The 19,097-nt window shown below is 63.3% G+C and carries 20 protein-coding genes; 8 read left to right on the forward strand and 12 right to left on the reverse strand.

Annotated features, from left to right (window positions below):
• Positions 1–27: 27 nt before the first annotated feature.
• The 3 genes from JJQ90_RS26300 to JJQ90_RS26310 form a co-directional block, all read right to left on the reverse strand.
• Positions 28–729, reverse strand: a complete 702-nt coding sequence (locus JJQ90_RS26300; RefSeq protein ID WP_216879236.1) for a hypothetical protein — start codon at positions 727–729, stop codon at positions 28–30.
• Positions 730–950: 221 nt separating this feature from the next.
• Positions 951–1,112 (reverse strand): hypothetical protein, encoded by a 162-nt coding sequence (locus JJQ90_RS26305; protein WP_216879237.1) that lies wholly within the window; start codon positions 1,110–1,112, stop codon positions 951–953.
• A 31-nt stretch (positions 1,113–1,143) separates the two neighbouring features.
• Positions 1,144–1,764 carry a hypothetical protein gene (locus JJQ90_RS26310; RefSeq protein ID WP_216879238.1) on the reverse strand — a complete coding sequence of 207 codons (621 nt, stop codon included), beginning with the start codon at positions 1,762–1,764 and terminating at the stop codon, positions 1,144–1,146.
• Positions 1,765–1,807: 43 nt separating this feature from the next.
• Here JJQ90_RS26310 and JJQ90_RS26315 point away from each other — a divergent pair, with 43 nt between their 5' ends.
• Positions 1,808–2,023 carry a hypothetical protein gene (locus tag JJQ90_RS26315; RefSeq protein ID WP_216879239.1) on the forward strand — a complete coding sequence of 72 codons (216 nt, stop codon included), beginning with the start codon at positions 1,808–1,810 and terminating at the stop codon, positions 2,021–2,023.
• A gap of 10 nt (positions 2,024–2,033) precedes the next feature.
• Here JJQ90_RS26315 and JJQ90_RS26320 read toward each other — a convergent pair whose 3' ends face one another.
• The 9 genes from JJQ90_RS26320 to JJQ90_RS26360 form a co-directional block, all read right to left on the reverse strand.
• Complete coding sequence (locus JJQ90_RS26320; protein ID WP_216879240.1) at positions 2,034–2,381, reverse strand: hypothetical protein; 348 nt, start codon at positions 2,379–2,381, stop codon at positions 2,034–2,036.
• The gene (locus tag JJQ90_RS26325) at positions 2,381–3,052 is read right to left on the reverse strand and encodes a recombinase family protein (RefSeq protein WP_230411013.1); all 672 of its coding nucleotides are present in this window, start codon (positions 3,050–3,052) and stop codon (positions 2,381–2,383) included. Before JJQ90_RS26325 ends, JJQ90_RS26320 begins: the two co-directional genes overlap by 1 nt.
• 338 nt (positions 3,053–3,390) lie before the next feature.
• Positions 3,391–3,939, reverse strand: a complete 549-nt coding sequence (locus JJQ90_RS26330) for a DUF6362 family protein (RefSeq protein ID WP_216879242.1) — start codon at positions 3,937–3,939, stop codon at positions 3,391–3,393.
• A 404-nt stretch (positions 3,940–4,343) separates the two neighbouring features.
• The gene (locus JJQ90_RS26335; protein WP_216879243.1) at positions 4,344–6,866 is read right to left on the reverse strand and encodes an amidohydrolase family protein; all 2,523 of its coding nucleotides are present in this window, start codon (positions 6,864–6,866) and stop codon (positions 4,344–4,346) included.
• A gap of 7 nt (positions 6,867–6,873) precedes the next feature.
• Positions 6,874–9,882, reverse strand: a complete 3,009-nt coding sequence (locus tag JJQ90_RS26340) for a hypothetical protein (protein ID WP_216879244.1) — start codon at positions 9,880–9,882, stop codon at positions 6,874–6,876.
• Positions 9,883–10,205: 323 nt separating this feature from the next.
• Positions 10,206–10,889: a hypothetical protein gene (locus JJQ90_RS26345; RefSeq protein ID WP_216879245.1), complete on the reverse strand. Its 684-nt coding sequence runs from the start codon at positions 10,887–10,889 to the stop codon at positions 10,206–10,208.
• Between the two features lie 312 nt (positions 10,890–11,201).
• Positions 11,202–13,916: a DUF3987 domain-containing protein gene (locus JJQ90_RS26350; RefSeq protein WP_216879246.1), complete on the reverse strand. Its 2,715-nt coding sequence runs from the start codon at positions 13,914–13,916 to the stop codon at positions 11,202–11,204.
• A gap of 94 nt (positions 13,917–14,010) precedes the next feature.
• Positions 14,011–14,574: a hypothetical protein gene (locus JJQ90_RS26355; protein WP_216879247.1), complete on the reverse strand. Its 564-nt coding sequence runs from the start codon at positions 14,572–14,574 to the stop codon at positions 14,011–14,013.
• 82 nt (positions 14,575–14,656) lie between these two features.
• Positions 14,657–14,899: a helix-turn-helix domain-containing protein gene (locus JJQ90_RS26360; protein ID WP_216879248.1), complete on the reverse strand. Its 243-nt coding sequence runs from the start codon at positions 14,897–14,899 to the stop codon at positions 14,657–14,659.
• 84 nt (positions 14,900–14,983) lie between these two features.
• Between JJQ90_RS26360 and JJQ90_RS26365 the strand changes: the two genes are divergently transcribed.
• The 7 genes from JJQ90_RS26365 to JJQ90_RS26395 all read left to right on the forward strand — a co-directional run.
• Positions 14,984–15,667 carry a LexA family transcriptional regulator gene (locus JJQ90_RS26365; protein WP_268958726.1) on the forward strand — a complete coding sequence of 228 codons (684 nt, stop codon included), beginning with the start codon at positions 14,984–14,986 and terminating at the stop codon, positions 15,665–15,667.
• 83 nt (positions 15,668–15,750) lie between these two features.
• The gene (locus JJQ90_RS26370) at positions 15,751–15,972 is read left to right on the forward strand and encodes a hypothetical protein (RefSeq protein ID WP_216879250.1); all 222 of its coding nucleotides are present in this window, start codon (positions 15,751–15,753) and stop codon (positions 15,970–15,972) included.
• Positions 15,969–16,337, forward strand: coding sequence for a hypothetical protein (locus JJQ90_RS26375; RefSeq protein ID WP_216879251.1), 369 nt, complete (start codon positions 15,969–15,971; stop codon positions 16,335–16,337). Before JJQ90_RS26370 ends, JJQ90_RS26375 begins: the two co-directional genes overlap by 4 nt.
• Positions 16,334–16,633: a hypothetical protein gene (locus tag JJQ90_RS26380; protein WP_216879252.1), complete on the forward strand. Its 300-nt coding sequence runs from the start codon at positions 16,334–16,336 to the stop codon at positions 16,631–16,633. Before JJQ90_RS26375 ends, JJQ90_RS26380 begins: the two co-directional genes overlap by 4 nt.
• Positions 16,626–16,904, forward strand: a complete 279-nt coding sequence (locus tag JJQ90_RS26385; RefSeq protein WP_216879253.1) for a helix-turn-helix transcriptional regulator — start codon at positions 16,626–16,628, stop codon at positions 16,902–16,904. Before JJQ90_RS26380 ends, JJQ90_RS26385 begins: the two co-directional genes overlap by 8 nt.
• A gap of 262 nt (positions 16,905–17,166) precedes the next feature.
• A complete protein-coding gene (locus JJQ90_RS26390; RefSeq protein WP_216879254.1) occupies positions 17,167–17,598 on the forward strand; it encodes a hypothetical protein in 432 nt (143 codons plus the stop codon).
• Between the two features lie 68 nt (positions 17,599–17,666).
• The coding region (locus JJQ90_RS26395) for a tetratricopeptide repeat protein (RefSeq protein ID WP_216879255.1) at positions 17,667–19,097 on the forward strand (1,431 nt) is incomplete at its 3' end.

The raw sequence follows: 19,097 nt of genomic DNA on the forward strand, positions 1-19,097 counted from the left end.
CCGCGGCGCCAGGCACGTGCGAGGCGGTCAGTCGGGGTCGCCGGGTGCGGTGAAATCGGCTTCGGGCTCGCCGAGCTCCTCGAGCTGCTCGTGAACATAGCGGGTCAGGGCCTCGGAGACGCGATCCGCCTCGAGGTTGAGGTCGGCGGCCAGCAGCGGCCCGACGCGGGCCGGCCAGTTCAGCCAGGCATCGCGCGCCGCGCGGGCGCTGTTGAAGAGGACCTGCTCGGCGAGCTCGATGTCGATGACGGCGCCGGCGGCCTTGCGGGCGGTGACCATGCCCTTGAGCGCGGCGGCGGCGGCTTTGACCTTTTCGGACTGCGCGAGCTCGGGCGCGTCGCCGGCGAGGACGCGGCGGGCGAAGGCGTCGAGGTCGAGGGATTCGCCCTCGGCGTCGGGCTCGGCGCGCCGCCGGCGGCGGAGGGCACCGCCCGTCGGCTGAGGCTCGAGCGCCTCCGCGGGTGCGGACAGTGCGGACAGGGGTGCGGACACTGCGGACAGGGTGTCCGCACCGCTGTCCGCACCCGTGTCCGCACCCGCCGCGGGGTGCCGGTTGCCATGCCGCCAGCCCGTGCCGACCAGCTCGGGATTTAGCTTCCCGCTCGACAGGGCATGGAGTTTGCCCTGTTCCACGGCGCGCCGCACCAGCCTGTCACTGCACCCTTCGCGCCGCGCGAACTCCCGGATGGAGATGCCATCCTGTGGGGGTGCGGACAGGGGTGCGGACACCTTTTTTCACCCATAGCTGGGGATGGATCGGGGTGCGAAGCTTCCCGTGCGGGGGGGTGGGGGCAGGAAGGACCCAGACCGGGGGGGGTGGGGGCCAGCATGCGCGCCCCTCCTGCCCAGCCAGGTCCTTCCTGCCGCCGATGCGCCGCATCCCCGTGCTGTCCCGCCCGTCGGGCCGCGCTCGCGGCCGCCATCGGCGGGGACGTGGGAGCGGCACAACCTCAGACCCGGGCGCGCTTGCCCTTGGTCGCGATGGAGCGGCGCGCCTCGGCGCGGTTGCGCGGCACGCGGCTGATGAGGATCTTCATCTCGGCCTCGTTCCTGGGCGCGGGCGTGGTGCGAAGGACGTGCTCGACCACGCGCTGCTTGAGCGTGAACATCATCTGACCTCGTGATGGCTGGGCTTGGTCCCGCCTACCGGCGCGCGGTGGCGAGGGCCTTGGCGAGCGCCTGGCGGAAGGCCGGCGTCATGGTGGCGCGGGCCACCTTGATCGCGCGGTCCCGGAAGCCGAAGCGCGGCTTGTAGCGGGCCTGGCCGATGAACAGCGCGAGCGGTTGCAGCGCGCCGCTGGCCAGGCGGCGGAAGAAGCCGCCGACACCGGATGGCGTCTTGCCGACGAAGACATCCTTGCGGCGTTGCAGCGCGGCGAGACCGCGGCGCGGGATGTTGCCGAAGGCGTTGCGCGCGATGGCCTTCGGCATGATCAGCGCCTGACCCTTGCCGGTGCCGCCATGCTTCGAGCGCTCCGGCTGGCGCGTGCCGCCGGTCTCCTGCAGCTGCAGGTACTCGGCCTGGCGGTCCTTCACGAAGACCCGCGCGACCAGGTTGTTCTTTCGGGCCGGCGTGACCGCGATGCCGTTGCGGGTGAAGGGCGTGGGCCTGTCGAAGATGCTTGGCAGCGCGCGGCGGTTCGCCACCGCGGCCGCCTGCGCCATATCGGTCAGCGCGCGCGCCGTGGCGAAGGGCACCTGGTTGCGCGCCAGGTCATCCAGTCGGCGCGTCAGCGGGTTGAAATTGGCATCGACGTGAATCATCTTGGCGCCCGTTGCCCGGCCAATTCCTGGGGAGGAACATGGCATGCCGTTGCAATCCCGTTGGGATGCTTCCCGCAACCTGATTCGCGACATGATTCTCGCGCTTCTCGCAAAGCCAGGCGAGGCAGCGGAGTTGCGCGAGCCGCTGCTGCGCACCGCAGAGCTCTACGCCGAGGATCCCCTGGTGCCGCAAGCTGAGCGCGACGAATGGATCCGACTGGCCCGCCGTCTGCAGAGGCCAGCCGACGGAACGGCGTGATGCCCCTGTGCTACTGCACGGTCAGGGTGGTGTAGCCCTTGCGGCCCTTTTTGCCGGGGATGATCTGGCCGATCATCGCCCTGGTGATGACCACATTCTCGGTGGCCGGCGTGCTGGCGTGGGAGCTGCGCGTCAGCACGCGATTGCCGGCGATGACGCTTTCATGCGGCCCCATGGCGTGCAGCAGCGTGACCTTCAGCGCCTCGTTCTCCGCCGTCAGGCGATCGATCTCCGCCTTGTTCACCGCATAGGTGCCGGCATCGGCGACGACCTTCCGGTCGAGGATCTGCGGCCGCGTCACCGGCGGTGCGGCCGCGGTGGCCTTGGTGCGGGCGGTGGGCTTGGGCGTGCGAGCCATCAGCTGGTGTTCCTGTCGAGAATGCGTTGCACCTGGGTGGGGTGCCAGACTTCGGCGCCGGCGGAGGTTTTCACCCCGCGCGCCATCAGGGCCGCGGCGATCTGCGGCAGACTGGTGCAGCCCGCCGCCTCCGCGGCGCGAATCATCGGCAGCACGCGGGCCGCATGCTCGGCGGCGAGATCCCGCCGCACGGCATTCGCGCGCCGTGCCTGCTCGGCGTCGCCGGCGACCAGGCGCGGGCTGCCGAGGCGAACGCCGCGCGCCCGCGCCGCCTGAAGCGCCGCCCGGGTTCGGGCGGAGATCATCTCGCGCTCATGCTCGGCGACGGCGGCCAGGATGTGGATGGTCAGCCGGTTGGCGTGCGGGTTGTCGCAGGCCACGAATTCGATGCCGCTCTCCATCAGGTTGCTGACGAAGGCGACGTTGCGGGCCAGGCGGTCGAGCTTGGCGATGATCAGCGTGGCGCGGCGGGCGCGGCAGGCGACGATGGCGGCGGCGATCTGCGGCCGGTCGTTCTTCTTGCCGGACTCGATCTCGCGGAACACGTCGAGGATCCGGCCGCCCGCGGCCCGGACATGGCGCTCCACCGCCTCTTGCTGCGCCTCCAGGCCGAGGCCCGAGGCGCCCTGCTTGTCGGTGCTGACGCGGTAGTAGGCGACGAATCCCGGCAAGCCCGCTGCGGCGCCAGCGGCCTTCTTGAAGGGCTTCCGGGCCATGTTCCAGCAGGGGTGCGGGGTGGCGGGCCTTTACAGACCCAAACGGACGTTTGACGGGATGTTAAGGGGCCGCCGGCTTACGCGCAGCGCTGTCGGAAACGACGAAGCCCCCGGACCGGGTGGGCCGAGGGCTTCTGCGGGGTGGGCCGGCGACGAGTGGGGCGTGCCGGCCCTTTGCGGGCATCGTGGCGCTTCCGCTACCGCAGAAGCCACCATGTGATCAAGCGTAAAGTTACACAACATTCATTTTTGGCTTTCCCTGAGCGGGTGCTGTGGAAGGCTGACGGAGGCAGCTATTGAGGCTTACCGTATTGCCGCGCCAAGCTATCCGGCCCCTCCCGCTCCTCCCGCCACACCCGCGCCCACTCCGCCCCGCCGCATTGCTGCGCGTACAGCGCCATCACGATCCAGCTGATGCCCTCCGCGTGCCAACGCTGCACCGCCCGGTAGTCCCAGCCGAACATCGACCCGATCGACCGCCAGCTGTGCCGGTGCCGCCCCGTGATCGGGCTGGTCAGCGCCCGCAGCAGCAGGATCCGCCGGTGGTTGATCCGGTCCTCCGGCACCAGCTTCATCCAGCCGAACGCCTCGTCCATGCGCGTCACCTTCCGCGCGCTGGGCACCGGTGCCTTGATGGTGATGGGGCCGTAGCCATAGGCCTCCGCCGCATTCACCAGCACCTCCGGCCAGTTGCTGCGATAGCCGGCTGGAAGGCAGCCCCTGGAGGGGAGGGCCAGCAGCGTCGCCCCGGCCTCCTCCAGCCGGTACTGCACCACCTCGGCATCATAGATCGGCTCCTGCGGCCGGGCGGCCGCCAGGTGCTGGACGCGGGTCATGTTCATTGGGCGCCTCCAAGCGCGCGCGGGCGCCGGCGGAGGGTCCGCGGCGCCGAATGTCAGAACGTGTGAGCGTGCCTGGTCAGTGGCGCCGCGCGATGGCGGGGCGCGGGCTTCCGCCGCCGGGGTGGCGGTGGCGCGTGGCTTTCCCAGGCTATCCGAAGACCTACCCCAGAACCTGCCACGTGATCCACGGGCTTTCGGAGTCTCGTCGGGGTCGAAGAGGTGATGCAGGACGCCTCAAGGCGGCGGGCCCCCGCCCGGCGCTGGCAGGGGAAATATCACAGATCATGAAAGCAGAGGAGCGATCCTTAACATCCGATCGTAAAATCCGGGAAGCGCCAGCAACCGGCCCCGGCTGGACGGGCCAACGCATCCAGCCAACAAATAGAAACAATCGGCGAACGCTGTTAAGTTCGTAGGGATATCGGGCGAAATCGGTACGCAGATCCATTCCGATTGAGTTTCTCTAAAATCGAAGTCGCCTCATTCGGCCCCACGGAAAACTTCCGACGCAACACATCATATATCGCCGCATACTCATTTTGAAGGTTAGTAGCAAAAATACCCGTATCATCACTTCCAACACAAATGGCCGGCACCGACGCAAAACCGTCGGCGGTCAGATTTAGCCACCGAAAGAGATGATGCTCGTCCAGCCGATCATAAGAACTGATACGGACATTACTAGTAGGAAGCACCTCAATGGCGATACTTGCATCGGCGAGATTACGCAGTACATTTGCTTGAAGTGTCGTCAACGCGGCCTCAGTGAGCCAATTTGTTCGAACTTCCATACGCTCATCTAAGCGATTGCCGCGGCGATGCCGCTCACGGTAAATAGAATATGCAAGCGGATGCAGCCTCGCAGCATCCCCGATCCGCTTCAGTTCCTGGCGCCTTGCGGGAGCATTTAGTCTGCCTGCTTTGTCGTCGGCAGCTGCAGCGATTTCGCCAACGTCGAGTCGGATATCACTCCTCCGCTCGAGTTCAAGCACCTCGAGGATGTCAAGCTCGCGAAGCAACCACGCCTGATACAAACTTGCGGCCGAATATTCCGTCTCGTAGATCCGGGAAGAAAGATGCGCAATCTGCGTCTGAAGACCTAGAGCTTCTGCAGCAGTCTCTGGACGTGCTGATAGACAAGCATGCGCATATACAAGGTTATCTAGATGTTCACCTGCAAAAATCATGATTTTCGGCCCGGCTCGGTCTCGCCAGAGGCTAGGATGAATGCCAAGCGCAGTCGCGTGGCCCATTCTGTCGCCTTTGCCCAACGAGAGGAAAGATTTCGCCTCGTCGCATGCCCGGACTCCCGAAACAAGGTGAACAAAGTCCTCGCCTACGTGGAAAGAAGAATGTTGAAAGCCATGGCGTCGAAGATACCTGAAAGTGGGCGCAAAGACTTCCGGAGGCGCATGAAGCTCGTTTGCCGCCGCATCGATTCCTCGCAAAATCTGCCGAACGAATACGCTACGCTCAGCCGCCTGCCTGACGACCTGGGCCTGCTGCCTCAAGTCGGTCCTTAGCGCCATATTAAGCGCCTGAGGGACACGATCGCGCCCCCTGCGAGAAGGACGTTTAATGAAATGAACCACGAGGGCTAGCTCGGCATCTGGCCTGCCCGCAGTTGGACGCGAACAACCCGGACAACAAGCTCCTGTAAGGCAGCCCGGCGCTACACCGCGAAGACCGCGCGCAGCCGCCCGCTTGGGACAACCTCTAAACAAGAGATAGCCGTCAATGATGTGCGCTAGCAGCATCATAAGATCTCTTATATCCTTTTTAGGGGCTAGCCGCCCCTCGAGATGCTTCAGCACGCGATGAGGCGGCGCTCCGTTAAGTTGCCTGAAGCGCGCTTCATACGCACGCTCGAGATGCTCACGAACTCCAACAAAGGTGTATTTTTGAAACTGATCAAAACCCACTTCGTCAATTTGCTGAACTGAAATGCGAGAAATTTGCGTTTGAACAAGCATATTAAAATACAGAGCCAAGCCCAACTGAGTTTTCGGCCCGCCCGCCAAACGCAACCCCTGAAACCAGGAATATAGGAATGCGGCCTCGTCAATGATAGGTGATGATGGCGATCCCGGATGCATTCTTGAAATTGGCCTATAACTAAGAGGTAGTCCAACCGTATCGCTGCACCCATAGTCGGCGAGATCAGCATTCATGGTTGCCAAAATCGATGCCATTGCAATATCTGTCCGCCTCGCCCTTTTAAGGTCGCTTAAGATGGATGCTGTAATATGCCTTACTCTCCGAGCCGAACGCAGTCGCCGGTAAATTTCATAGGGAGTTAGCCCCAACTCTAGCTGATCGTAGAATTCACGCGTTGGCTCTCCTGATTTTTGTAGAGCTGCCTTGAGCTCTCGTAGATATATTTCAGGTGAACGCACCGCATCAGGCCATACAATATCAAGTTCGGTTGAGCCATTTAGATGCATGTGCATTTCGTTCAGGCCTTCGCGCTCGATAAGGTCCCGAATCTCCGGCTCACAGGTAGAAAGCAGAGCAGAGTCGCCAATCTCGGCTGTTAAATATGCCCTGGGATCAACTTGAAAATCTGGCCCATCTCCTTCATCAACCAGAAAGGCGACTAAGACAGCTAGAGGCGAGATCATCGGCAGCAGCTCTTGCCAGTCCACCCACGCTTCGCTTCGAACGTGGATTGTCTTCCCGGTTCGCTTAATGAACCGAAACGCCAACGCCGAAAGGATCGCCCACGGAAGTTCGTGTAGCTCCTCGACCTGCCCTAAGCGCTCATCTAGATAGTTTTTGTAGAAATGGTCGGCTCTCCTTGTATCGGATCGCCTTTCAGCGACAAACAGACGCCTTCGAACGTCGCGCATAGAAGGGACTGATCCCTTGCACAACTCCTTAAGTCCGAACGAGTCTGAGAAAGCTCGACGGAAAATGAGCGCGCTCATTTCTCGGCTAGCTCTGCGGGTCTACGTCGTTGCCGCTGATCCGCACTACGCGACGTCGAACGCCCGAGCGACCTAGCGCCGCAAGCGAAGTGCCGACACGGCCGTCTTGGTCGCTTTGGCCCTGAAGCTGAACGGTATTAAGTGCGAAATAGAGGCCAGCGAAGACAGCGCTATTTTCGGCCTTTGGTGATCTAAGGTGAGTTTCCGCAAAAGACGCATCGCCATCCTGCCAAAAAGAATCTAATCGTGAAGCATAATGCTGGAAGATGCTGTCGTTGGGTTCTTGCGGCCTTGGCACTGCGACTTCCTGTGCCTCGTCTCTTGCAAGGAAATAGGCCCATAACGGACAAGAGAAAATGAGATCAAAGAACGCAAATTCAGGCGTTTCTAGAAACTCTGCCTTTCCCTCGGAACTGTATACTTCATCCAAAAGTCGCGCAAATACCGCCCCTGAGGTTACCGGGTTATTTGCAAGACTTCTCCGGGTGTCTATATTGGCTGCACGCAGTGCCTCGTATCCGACAGAATGAAGAAAGGCGATGACAGTTCGGTGCATAAGGACACCAAGGTATCTTGTTTTTCCGTGAGCCAGTTCGTCGCGCATATTTTGAAAGGAATACGTGAATCTCGTCCACATTCGAGAGAGGGTCACAGGTGCCAGAGGGCGTAAAGCGCGGCGCGTGGCGTGCTCGTTCACCCAGTCCACGAGAATATCCTCAACACGCCATCCAGAATGCGAGGCAAATGGATCTCGATCCTTATCTGCACCAACCTCATCCTCATCATCGAAATCGGCGGGGTCTTCAGACCGTGTTTCGTGAGCTGCGACAGGCGTGGGATAGCTGCGGACCTGGGAAGAAGATTTTAATATCCTAGCTACTTGATTTAGTCGATCCGATGCAGGCGCAGAAATAACATCGATTAACTCGCCAACGGTACTTAGGAGGCGTAAAAATGAATAGTTGCCTGACTCTGCGGCTTGCCCACTAACAATTCGATGCATTGGAATTCTCGCCACCAAACCGGAGTTCCGGTCGAGCCGCTCGGCAAGATCTTCGACGCCGTTGATAAAATATACCTGGAATCCGGCTTCTTTTCCACGGCGCGAATCATAACCCCAGCCCGCTTTTAAAAGCGACGCATGGTAGCCCCTTAGCGGCGGCGATAATGTTGACAGAACCTGTGCTTGATCCGATTCCACGCGATCTTTAAGCCCCCGAAAAAGATCTCGAGGCAAAGCTTGTTTGCCATCGTATTCCAAGCCATAAAGCTCCTTAGTCGCAGCATTTCTCTCGCGCACCCGTGTTAATGGGACGCTGGCGCCGCTGAGTCGAATTTGAGATATGGTACGACGGATTCCTTCGCGGCCACCTTCTGTAACTTCCCAGGCAGCTAAACGGCTCACGAATTGAAGGCTGCTCTCTACCGTGCCCGCCGCAAGGTGTGCAAATAAGCGAGGCATACCGTCCGATGCGGCAGCCATGATTTCGCCTCGATCTATTTTTTCTCTAATTACAGCAATTCGGAGCAGATAATCCACAGAACGTCCGGGCGAAGCGCGAAATACGCCGTTCAATACAGCCGTCAGATAAAGCGCCACAAGATTTCTATTATCAGCATCAACCGCATCTGGATGCAGGCGAGCGAGGCTCGTCCACAGTTTGGACTGTGTAAGCCACTCCCCCAAAACCCCAATGATTGCATTGGGGGCGGAGTTACGAGTCTTTTCGATATCTAGCCCTACGCTCATTAACGCAGTCCAGGCAACGTGGCGAAGCGCGTTCTCCGCCGTACTAAATGCGTCGTTGCTCGGTTGGTTGTCGCCACAAACGTCTACAGCCCCGGCTAATATTTGTAGTACGCTTCGGGTTGGCATCTGTAGCAATTGGCGACTCACGAGTTCCAGGTCAGGTTGATAACGGACACCGAGAACCCTGTCTGATAGCCTCTTGAGAAAAATGCGCAGGTGAATTGGTGAGTTCAATCGCTTTGCTGAAAGTTGAATTTCTCCAATTTCGTCATAATATGAAAGCGGCTTGAGATCAATTCGGTTTTCGGGTGGCGCCACTTTAACAAGGTACTGGTCCTGAAGAGCCTCGACCATTGAGCCAATTTTGCGAATCAACGATGTTCCAGGCTCAGCGACCTCCCGCATCTGCTCCGCTCGAAGAAATGCCTCTCCCATTTGGCCCCACTGCTGGCGACGAACGAGAAGCGCATAGAGATTAAGGTCACCTGATAGTATAATGCGAAGCTGTGGCGTGACGAGATACTTACGAAGTGCCTCAAGCACCGGCCAGCCCCGCTCGAACCAGGTATCCACGTCATCGATGGCTAGAACGAAGGCATTTACGTCCAAATATCGGGCGGCGGCCCGAACAAAATCGCGGAAACGCCGCTCAAAATCGTGCGCTGCCGATGCGTCTTCTAGACCACGATCTAAGACGAAATCTGGGTCAAGCCAATCTTTTGTAGCATCGAGCCCCTCCCCAATGCCGTCGAGCAGAGACAGACCTTGGGCTAACTTTCTTAGCGCGCTTGCGACAATCACGTATTCATCGGAGCGCCCAGACCGACGCCGGCCATGTTCTGTCGCAATTCTTATACGGTCGATGACTACAATAACAATGTTTTGCTTTGTTTCAATCAGCGTCGGATCGATGAGGCCGAGGCTATAAAGTTGCGGAGGGGAAGAGTTGGCATTCGAATTACCGGTCAATAACTTCTGGTAGTCACCGTGTTGAACCGTATTTAAGATGCTTGCTAGGAACGTTGTTTTTCCTTCTCCTCGGCGAGCAGAGACCAATATCGCGTCGTGGCGACGCCCACGCAGTACGTTTAGTGTCAAGGGGCGATTGCCATCCTCGACTCCGTCCCTTGGCTCATCGATGGGGCGAGCCAGTGCACTCAACACTCTGGACCGGGCTTCGCGCTGAATGAAACTCGGAGCTGCGGGCTCAACGCTAGGGTTTCCCACGAGGTCGAGATCGATGTGGATCGTGTCTACATCGCTCAAAGTTCAGCTCCTTTTTGATCTGATCCGAAATAATACGCTAGTTGCCCATGTTGCGGTAGGCGCTTGGGAGAAAACGGTTCGCACACGTGCCGCATCAGCAATGTCGGCGTCGGAGTAGCAATGCGGTCAGGGCGTAGAGGCCGCCACTAGTGTTTGGCGGCCATCAGCCTTCCATCGCGCGTTAGGCTAGTTCATGCTGGCACCGCAGTGCGAGCATGCGGCAGGATAAGGGCGCAGCCTAAGGCGCGCGAACGTCCTGGTCGGCGCGTCCTTGACATCCGCAGAGCCAGTTGCGCTCAGCCCCCAGGCTCCGTGCACAGCCGTCAGGAGCGCCGATTGCTGAGCCGGCTGCGTGTTGCTCTTCGCGCCTGGGGCGATACTTCACAACGCCCAAAGTAGTCATCCAGCGCGGTCTTCACGAGGCACGCGATGATCTCCCCCCGCGACTTCTCCGGCGTCGTCTCACCCCAGTAGAAGCTGACGTCGTCCTCCATTCGGTCGTCGAACACCGCCAGCAGCTGACCGATCACCGCCTGGCGGTCCAGATCCACCACGGAGCCGCGGCGGTAGCGTTCCATCCGCCGCTCCGTCTCCTGGTCAAAGCGATGTTCCACCGCCTCGGCGACCGGCTCCGGCGGTGCCGGGTCCGGCGGCTCCGGCAGCGGCAATTGCGTGGGCCAGGCGCCGGTCGGCGGGGCGGCGCTGGTGCCAGCCAACGGGCGCACCGCCTGGCTGCCGCGGCGCACCAGCAGTTCCAACGCCTCGGCATTCGTCAGGCCTGGGGCGTGGCGCAGCCGCCAAGCCTCCACCGTCTCAGTCACCACGGCGTCGAGCACCGTCTCCAAGGCCGTTCCCGCCTGTCGGCGCAGGCCGAGGGCGACCAGTCGGCGGATGGCCTCGGCCTCCGTCCCGGCACCTGTCGCGTGCCGAAAGGCGGCGACCTCGGCCAGCATGCCCTCCTCGAAGGACAGGATTTTGCGGATCGGATAGGCGGCGGGACGGCCCATTTCTTATATCATTCCCGGATTGGGCGGCATCAGACGCCCAAAAATGGTGTCGACTTATATCACAAACTCGGGCGAATGATGTACCGAATTCGACGTGGTGGCGGGCTTGCAGCGAGGATCATCAGGCCGGCTGGGGGGGAGGAGTAGGCCGAAAGTCCAGGTACTACCGTAATATGGTGGGAAGATTCCGAAGGGGAGGGGGGTTGCGCCCTGCGCCTTTGCGCCCTGAGTTTCTTATATCATTATTATATCAATGATGTCGAAAACAAAAGGCGCAAAGGCGCAGGGCGCAAGGGGGTTTCCCTTATTCTCTCACACCCCCCGTGTCCCCTTCAGGACCCCCTGCCGGGGCCCCTGATAGACCTCCCAGGCCTCCCGGCTCGGCTTGCCATCCACTTCCGCGCCAGAGGGCAGCCGCCGCGCCCAGCCGTGCTTCTCCAGCACCGCCACCACCTTCGCCGCGCTGTCCCGGTCCCGCAGGAAGGTCGGTCCCTCCCGGTACACCGTCTTCAGCGTGAACCGCTGGACGTGCTTGTCCTGGAGCCAGGCCAGCAGCACTTCCGCCGCCGTCAGGTCCTGGTTTGACTGGCCATTCTCGACCAGCCGCAGCGCCTCCTGCGCGTAGTGCCGCGCCAGCGTCGCCCCGGCCTCCATCATCGCCGCGCTGATGCCGATCGCATCCGCGTCCTCGAACACCGCCAGCACCGCCGCCAGCCGCGCCGCATGCTCCGCCAGCTTGCTGCCGAAGGGCCGGATCGCGTCGTACTCGGCCCCGGGCTTCAGCTTCACCTCCACCTCGTCGTGAAAGCGGATCCAGGCCGCCCGCGCCTCCGGGTCCAGGTGCAGCCCGCGCGGCGTCAGCTCATTCTCCGCCTCGCCATGCGCCGCCGGCCGCCGCAGCACCGACAGCATCGTTCGGCTGTAGGCCTGCAAGGCCAGCTCCACTTCCACCGGCGTCTCACGCCACAGCCGCGAGCCCGCCGTGGTGGGCGGCACCACCACCAGGAAGCGCGCCAGCGTGCCGAGATCCGACAGGGTGCGGTCCGTCATCAACTGCTCGATCACACCGGGCTGCACCATGATGTGCACGCAGAGCCGCTTGCCCGGCATTCGGTGCGCCCCATCGCCTGACCGAAACCGGTTCAGCGTCGCGCCGTCCCACAGCAGGTTCAGCGTCGCGCCCGCCTTCATGCGATTCTCGTCGGACATCATGTGCCCGCCGATGATCTTCCCGCCCTCCGCCGTGAACATGCCGATGCTCGGCCGGCCCTTGTCGGCGAAGTAGCGCTCGATGCCCTCGACGGTCAGGTTGTCCGCCAGGATGATCGGCAGCATCGGCGGCTGCGGCGGGTCGCCCAGTTGTTCCAGCGCCGTCTCCAGCCGGTCCCGGTCGCCGCGATTGGCCTTGTCCTTCAGCGCCGCCTCCTTCGCCGCGCCATAGGCTTCCATCCCCAGCGCATAGGTGAGCTTCTCGCTGCGGTACTCCTCCGCCAGCTCCGCCTCCCATTGCCGCACCGGCGCCACCGCCAGTTCATCCACTGCGCTCTTGCGCTCGCCGGACATCGCCGTGCTGATGCAAAACAGGCTGACCGGCTTGGTGCTGCCCATCGGCAGCACGACGTTGACGTGCTGCTGCACCGCCAGCGAGGCGGCGGCGATGACGGACTGCGCGCACATCGCCACCGGCGCCTGGGTGCGCCACTGGATGGCCTCGACCGCGTCGCGCATCGTCGCCGGCAGGCAGGTCAGCGGGAATTCCAGCGGTGGCCGGGTGTCACGCCGCAGTGGCAGGGGCTCCTCATTCGGCAGGGGGATGTGGTCCGGCACCAGGCGGCCGGCGCGGTCCCAGATCTGCTCGAAATAATCCTCGCGCCCATCCGCCAGGCGCTCGGCGCCGGCGCCCAACGCCCAGCCGATCAGCGCCTCACGCATCTCGTCGAAGTTGAAGCCGGCGCGTTTCAGCGCGGAGCCCAGCGCCTGGTCGCGCTGTTCCCGCCGCTGGCCGGCGAGCTTGCTGAAGTCGCCGTCGACCAGCCGCTGCAATGACGGACTGTGCGGGGCGATGGCGCGGATGCGGTCCCAGATGCCCAGCGGCGGCCGCCAGTCCGGCGTGGCGTCGACCAGCCGCAGCAGCTCCTCTCCATCGCCACCGGCGTCCAGCCATTGCTCGGCATCGCCCTTCTCCGGCAGGCCGGGCAGGTGGACGATTCGGATGCGCGCGGCGACGCCATGCAGGGCGCTGGCCACCAGCTCCGCATGGGCGGCGCCGGGCTTGTCGTTGTCCGGCAGGATGACGACGTCGCGGCCCTCGAACCAGGGGGTCAAGCTGTCCTGCCATTTGCCGGCGCCCATCGGGTTGCAGGTGGCCGGGCCGATCGCGGCCGCGACCAGCAGGTCGGCGGCCTTCTCGCCCTCCGTCACGAAGACCAGGCCGGCAGCATGCGCCATATCCGGCAGGCGGTAGGGCACGAAGTCGATGCCAGAGACGCCGGGTGTCCAGCCGCCGGCGCCGTTGGCACGCTCCTGCCGATAGGTCTTGTTCGCGGGGTCGCCACCGGGGTGGAAGCGCAGCACGCGCATCACCGGGCGGCCATCCGCCTGCCGATAGACCCATTCGGCCACCGGCTTGCCAAGCTTCGGCGCAGGCTTGTCGGTGCGGATCGGCGCCGCGGAGGGCTTCAGCCGGGGGGCGGGGCCATCGGCATGCGTCGGGGCGGGGATGCCGCCATCGACATGCTGGCGCAGCCATTCGATGGCCGCGCCATTCACGAGACCGGTCTCGCGCCGGATCAGATCCAGCACGCCACCGCCCTGCTTCGCCTCATGGTCGTAGAAGGTGCCGCGCTCCGGCCCGCCGACATTCACCGCCAGGCTGCCATGCCGACCAAAGCGCAGCTGGTCACGCTTCGACAGCGCCTTGTTCGGCTCCCCCAGCAGCTGCCGCGCCACTTCCCGGATGTGGGCCTTGAAGTCGATGTCGCCGCGCTCGCCGCGCCGCCCCCTGCCGGTTTGGGTGCGATCGCTCATGGCAGTCTCCGAGGTGTTCGAGCCAGGCAAGAGACACGCGAGCGCAGGCGGCCCGCGCGTAAGGTGGTAGGGCGAGAGAGCGGGTCAGGCCGGCTCATCGTCGCCCCCTGCGTGGGGACAAGCGCCCGCCGCCATCCCCGCCCAGCGGGCGACGGTCGGCGGGCGCTCCCTCACCCTTCACCGCGGGGGCGGCGGGCGAGCTGACAGCGGCTTCTGCCGCAACGGTGACGCGCGCGAGCTTTGCGGCCAGGCGCATGGCCACCGCGCCAATCGCGTCGGCCTCGGCCTGGCTCATCTCGCCATCGGCCAGGGCCTCGCAGAGCGCGGCGGGCACCTCACCGGCGGCGCGCGCGAAGGCCGCGACCTCGGCCGCCAGGGTCGCGCCATCACGCGCCCGCTCCGGAACCAGCCGATGGCCGGTCAGCCGTGCCTGTTCGACCGCGACGATGGGCTCGCCAGCGATGCGTTCGAGCTGTGTCACCACGTCGATTGGCGGGAAGGTGCCGAGGTCGTTCAGGTCATAGTAGCGCGCGAGCTGGGAGGTGGAGACGCGGACACAGGCCGAGGCCGCGACCAACCCGCCCACCGCGCCGATCAGCCGTCGGAAGGCGGTTTTCAGCGCGCGGAGATCTTCCTCCACCGGTTGGGTGGCCGTCATCGCCGCGGCCCCCATCCGAACGGAACGGTTCCCGCTGCGCGGCCAGCGCGCGCGACGCAGAGTGGGGGCATGGAGAACCGCATCAGCCTTGCCCCATCGCCGCCGGACGGCGCGGCACGCGCTGCACCGGCGGCGCCGCCTGGTAGAAATCCGCCGGCGAGACGGCGCCGCCCGTCACCGACATGATTCGGCGCATCACCGCGGCGCGCGGAATTCGCTGGCCATGCAGGTAGCGATGCACCGATCGGGCATCATGAAGGCCGAGCTCGCGGGCGAGTTCGGCGAGGGTCCATCCCCGGCCTTGCCGGAATTCTTCGAGCGTCATGGCCGCAGAATGGCCACGATGGCCACAAACAGCAAGGCCATATTGGCTACAGACGGCCTCGCCGCTTCTGGCCATAATGGCCAGATGACAAGCCGACTCCAGGAAGTCCTCGACATTCGGGGCATGAAAGCCGCTGATCTGGCTCGGCTGACCGAGACGCAGCCGAGCACCCTCAGCAAGCTGACCACAGGGAAGCGGCAACTGTCCCGGGACTGGGCGGTGAAGCTGGCGCCGCATCTCGGCGTGGATCCCATGGCGCTGCTGGCGGAGCCGGGCACGCCCGTGACCGGCGATGCGACGGAAAGCCTGCTGGTGCAGCCACGGCCGCCCAGCACCCGGCCAGTGCCGCCCGGCCATGTGCTGATCCGCGAATACCAGGCGGAGGCCGCGGCCGGTGAAGGCGGCGTCGTGATTCTGGACCATACCGCGCCCATCGTCGGCGAATGGGTCATGCCGCGCGATGCGCTGCCGCCGGAGCATCGCAGTTCCACCGTGGTGGTCATGCGCGTGGTCGGCGACAGCATGGCGCCACTGCTGCGCCCGAACGAGCGGGTCATGGTGGATATCGGCCACAACTACGTCGGCGCCGACGGCACCTACTTGGCCTGGAATGGGCTGGTGCAGGTGTTCAAGCGGCTGCAGGTGCTGCCCGGCGCGCCGCCCATGGTGCGGTTTTCCAGCGAGAATCCGGCCTACGCGCCCTATCAACTGCCGCTGGATGAGGTGCGGGTGCTGGGCCGGGTGCTGGGGAAGTGGACCTGGCTGTGACACCGTTATGGCCACAATGGCCTTGACGACCATCCATTAGTGGCCAGACTGGCCCTTCTCTGTCCGAGGAGGAGCCTATGTGCATGAACAGGAGTGGCCACGGCAGTCTCAGCCCGCGGTCACGTAACGACCAGCGGCGTGAGTTGGACCGCCACCTGATCGTCGACCGCAGCGGCGACCGGGTGCACCTTTCCCTGAACGGCGTGATCGAGATCCTGACCCCCGACGAGGCGATCCGCCTCGGCCAGGCCATCGTCTCCGCCGGCCGCGTCGCCGCCACCAAGGGCGGCAGGGCGGGCACATGATCAGCGCCCGTCTGATCGCCACCATTCGCCTCGCCCGCGAAGCCAATCTGCGGCAGCCGCACCTGTTCCCCGCCGCGCTGGATGCCATCGGCGACCAGGTGGACCGATTCCTGGATCTGGAAGGCCCGCAGCTGGCGACGCTGCGCGAGGCGGGGAGGGTGATGGCCGGGCTGCTGAACCTCGCGGCCGCGCCCGGCGCGGATCGGCCGCTGCTGCTGGACCAGATCATGGCGCTCGCGCTTCAGCTTCAGCAGTTGGAGCGTGTGCTGCGCGTGCAGGTTCTGCCGCGCCACCACCTGCCGCAGCTGCTGCCCGGCCTGCTGCGCAACACCCCGTTCACCGTCATTCAGGGAGGGCTGCGATGAGCAGGCCGAATCACGACATCACCGGCTGTACCGGCGAGGAAGGCACCTGCGGCCCGTGCACGGCGCGACGCGCCTTGATGGCGGCGCGCAGCGAGACGACGAATCTGATGATCTCCACGGTGGAGGTGCTGGACGCCGTGGTGCGGCCGACCAATGCGGATTACGTGCTGTTCTGCGCCCGCGTGCTGGAGCATCTCATTCGGCAGTCCCCCGGCGGGCTGGGCGGCGCGCGTGCCGCGATGTTCCTGGCCGAGCAGAATGCGAAACTGCCGGAGGGGAGGCGCTTCGATGCCTGATGCCGCAACGGATGTTCCCGAGGGCCCCGTGCCGCCGCCCATCGATCCCTGGGTGGGCATTGCGCGGGTGCAGCAGGAGGTTGGGCTCAGCCGATCCACCATCTATCGCCGCATGTCCGAGGGCGGCTTTCCGCGGCCGCGCGAGCTGGGCGGCGGCGTGGTGCGCTGGGTGCTGTCGGAGATCCATGCCTGGAAGGCTTCGCGGCCTGAGGCGCCGCCCGGTGGACACCCAGTGCAGGCCCGGCGCGGACGGCCGCCCAAGGCGCGGTAGCCGGCGCCCTTGACCCTGCCCGCGCGGATCGGGCAGGGTCCGTCCCGGAGCCTGAGAAACTCCAAACCAAGGCGGTCCGCCCCGATACGGCGCTTCCACGCACCGTTACTCCGGGGGGCGCATGTCCATGTCCGAAGGCGCCGGCTTGCCGGAAGCCCAAAGGCATGCGCGCCCATCCTTGGTTGGGTTCTCAGCCCCCGGAGCGCGTGCGCCCTGAGAAGCAAGGGTGCTCCGGCCATCGCTGACCAAGGAGCACTCCAGCATGTCGATTGCCGATCGGGAGGGCACGGGCCTTCCACAACCCGACCTCTTCACCCGCGCCATCCAGGGCCTGCCCCTTCCGATGAAGCACCCCGACGCGGCGGTGCTGATCATCTGCGAGGAATGGCACCGCCTTCAGTCGGAACAGGCGCGCCTCGAGCGCGTGAAGGCGGCAAGCAAGCGCGAGCGGCGCGCGCTGAAACATGCGAAGGCCGAGGTCGCCGAACGCCTCCTCACCGCCGAGGACTTCGCCGCCGGCCTGATGGCGCATACGCCGGCCGGATGGCTGGCGAAGGCGAAGCTCGCCTTCGCCATCTCGGCGTGCCTGCCACCGGAAGAGACGCCGGAGAAGAGCGATTTCCCGCCGCCGGTGCTGATCGCGTGGTCGTTGGTGGAGGATTTGCGGCGGGGGTTGGGGGGGCAGAACGGTTAGCACCGAGGACCACTTATGAACGGGCAGGAGAAATTGCAAAATCATCACGATTTCGATATAGAGTTGGTATGCCCTCGAAGATCTTCTTTTCGTCATGCTTCCAAGAGCCGAAGGGCACAAAGCTCGCCCTGCGGCAACGGGTCATTGATGGAATTAATCCAAAGAAGCGCATAACCGGCGAACGGGAAGATGTCGAGAATTTTCCAGTCTGGATGGCGGAAAGCTGGAAGATACTTGACCAAAACAATATGGTCCCCTTCATAGAGAAAGCGATGTTCTGTGTTGAGGGCGTCCGGACTTCGCAGACCTATGTTGCGGTCGCCCGCTCTAATTATGGCAGCAAAATCAAAATAGCAAACGGCGAAGATGTGCAAGTTTCCTATTTTGAGATGGAAATCTTCGAGGCAGCACTTTTGCAAAAGCCCATGAAAATCTTCATTCTGGAGGGCGAAGAGCTTACCGGACGATTGAAGTATGTTTTAGATTTGCTCGAGCCGGCCCTGCCAGGTCTAGACCGAACGCCGCGGAGTGAAGACTATATTTTTGCATGCCTACAGGAAATGCTCGAGGATCTTGAACAGCCGCGGCGCTCGCGCCGTCTTCGTCATCTTGTCGGTTCCGCCCCACGCTTTACTGACCAACTCATGGCAGACCGCCACTTTGAATATAACCCGATGGCTGCTGGCCCGCCGATCAGGTTCCTCAATGGATTGGGCGACCTCTCAGCCGCGCGCCCTAATGAAAGCTTAGTGAGCACTGTTCTCAAAGATGCACAGACAGAGCTGCGACATGATCGCAAGCTTTCTCTACTATGGATGGCTATCCGCGAATTGATGGGCGCGCCGCCTACCAAGGCGAACGATGAATTTGTCCCACTTTGGGAGCAAGCCCTGGCAGCATGGAGTTCAGCTGGCGCTTGGTATGGATTGCATGGCCATCCATATATGGGCTGCCTCGCCGCTCTTAGTTCGCTTAATTCAATCAAGGCAGAGCGATACGGATTTCCAGCTGGCCCCCATAGCGGATTCGCAAGTGAATACTACTCCATCTCAAAGCAGGCCCACCGGCCAAAATACCGCAAAGATGCGCTCGACATGGCCCTCAAGCATATCGAGGCTGAGGCTCTAAAAGGCGAGGCATCAGGAACATCGGGGTTGCGGGGAAGTATTTTGTACGCCCTTGGCGACAGGAAGAAGGCGATTGCCGACTTCCGACGGGCGCTGGAACTCAGGCGTTCTGTTGAGGGCGCCGATAGATCCGCAATCGGCGAATCTATGAGCGAGTTGGGCTTCGCCTTGGTTCGCTCACTAAAATTTAGAGAGGGCTTGTCTCTCTTGGAACAAGGCGTGGATCTGCTTCAAGCAGGCCCCGTCACCGGTTTTGTGGTCCGCGCCAAGCGGAAGCTAGCCCGGAAAATTCATCAGGGTTGGCGGACATGGTGCAAGCCGTTGAACGGCAATAGGATTCGGCTGCGACACCTGAACCCTGCCGTTTCCGGA

Source organism: Falsiroseomonas oleicola (assembly GCF_019029495.1).
GTDB lineage: Bacteria > Pseudomonadota > Alphaproteobacteria > Acetobacterales > Acetobacteraceae > Falsiroseomonas > Falsiroseomonas oleicola.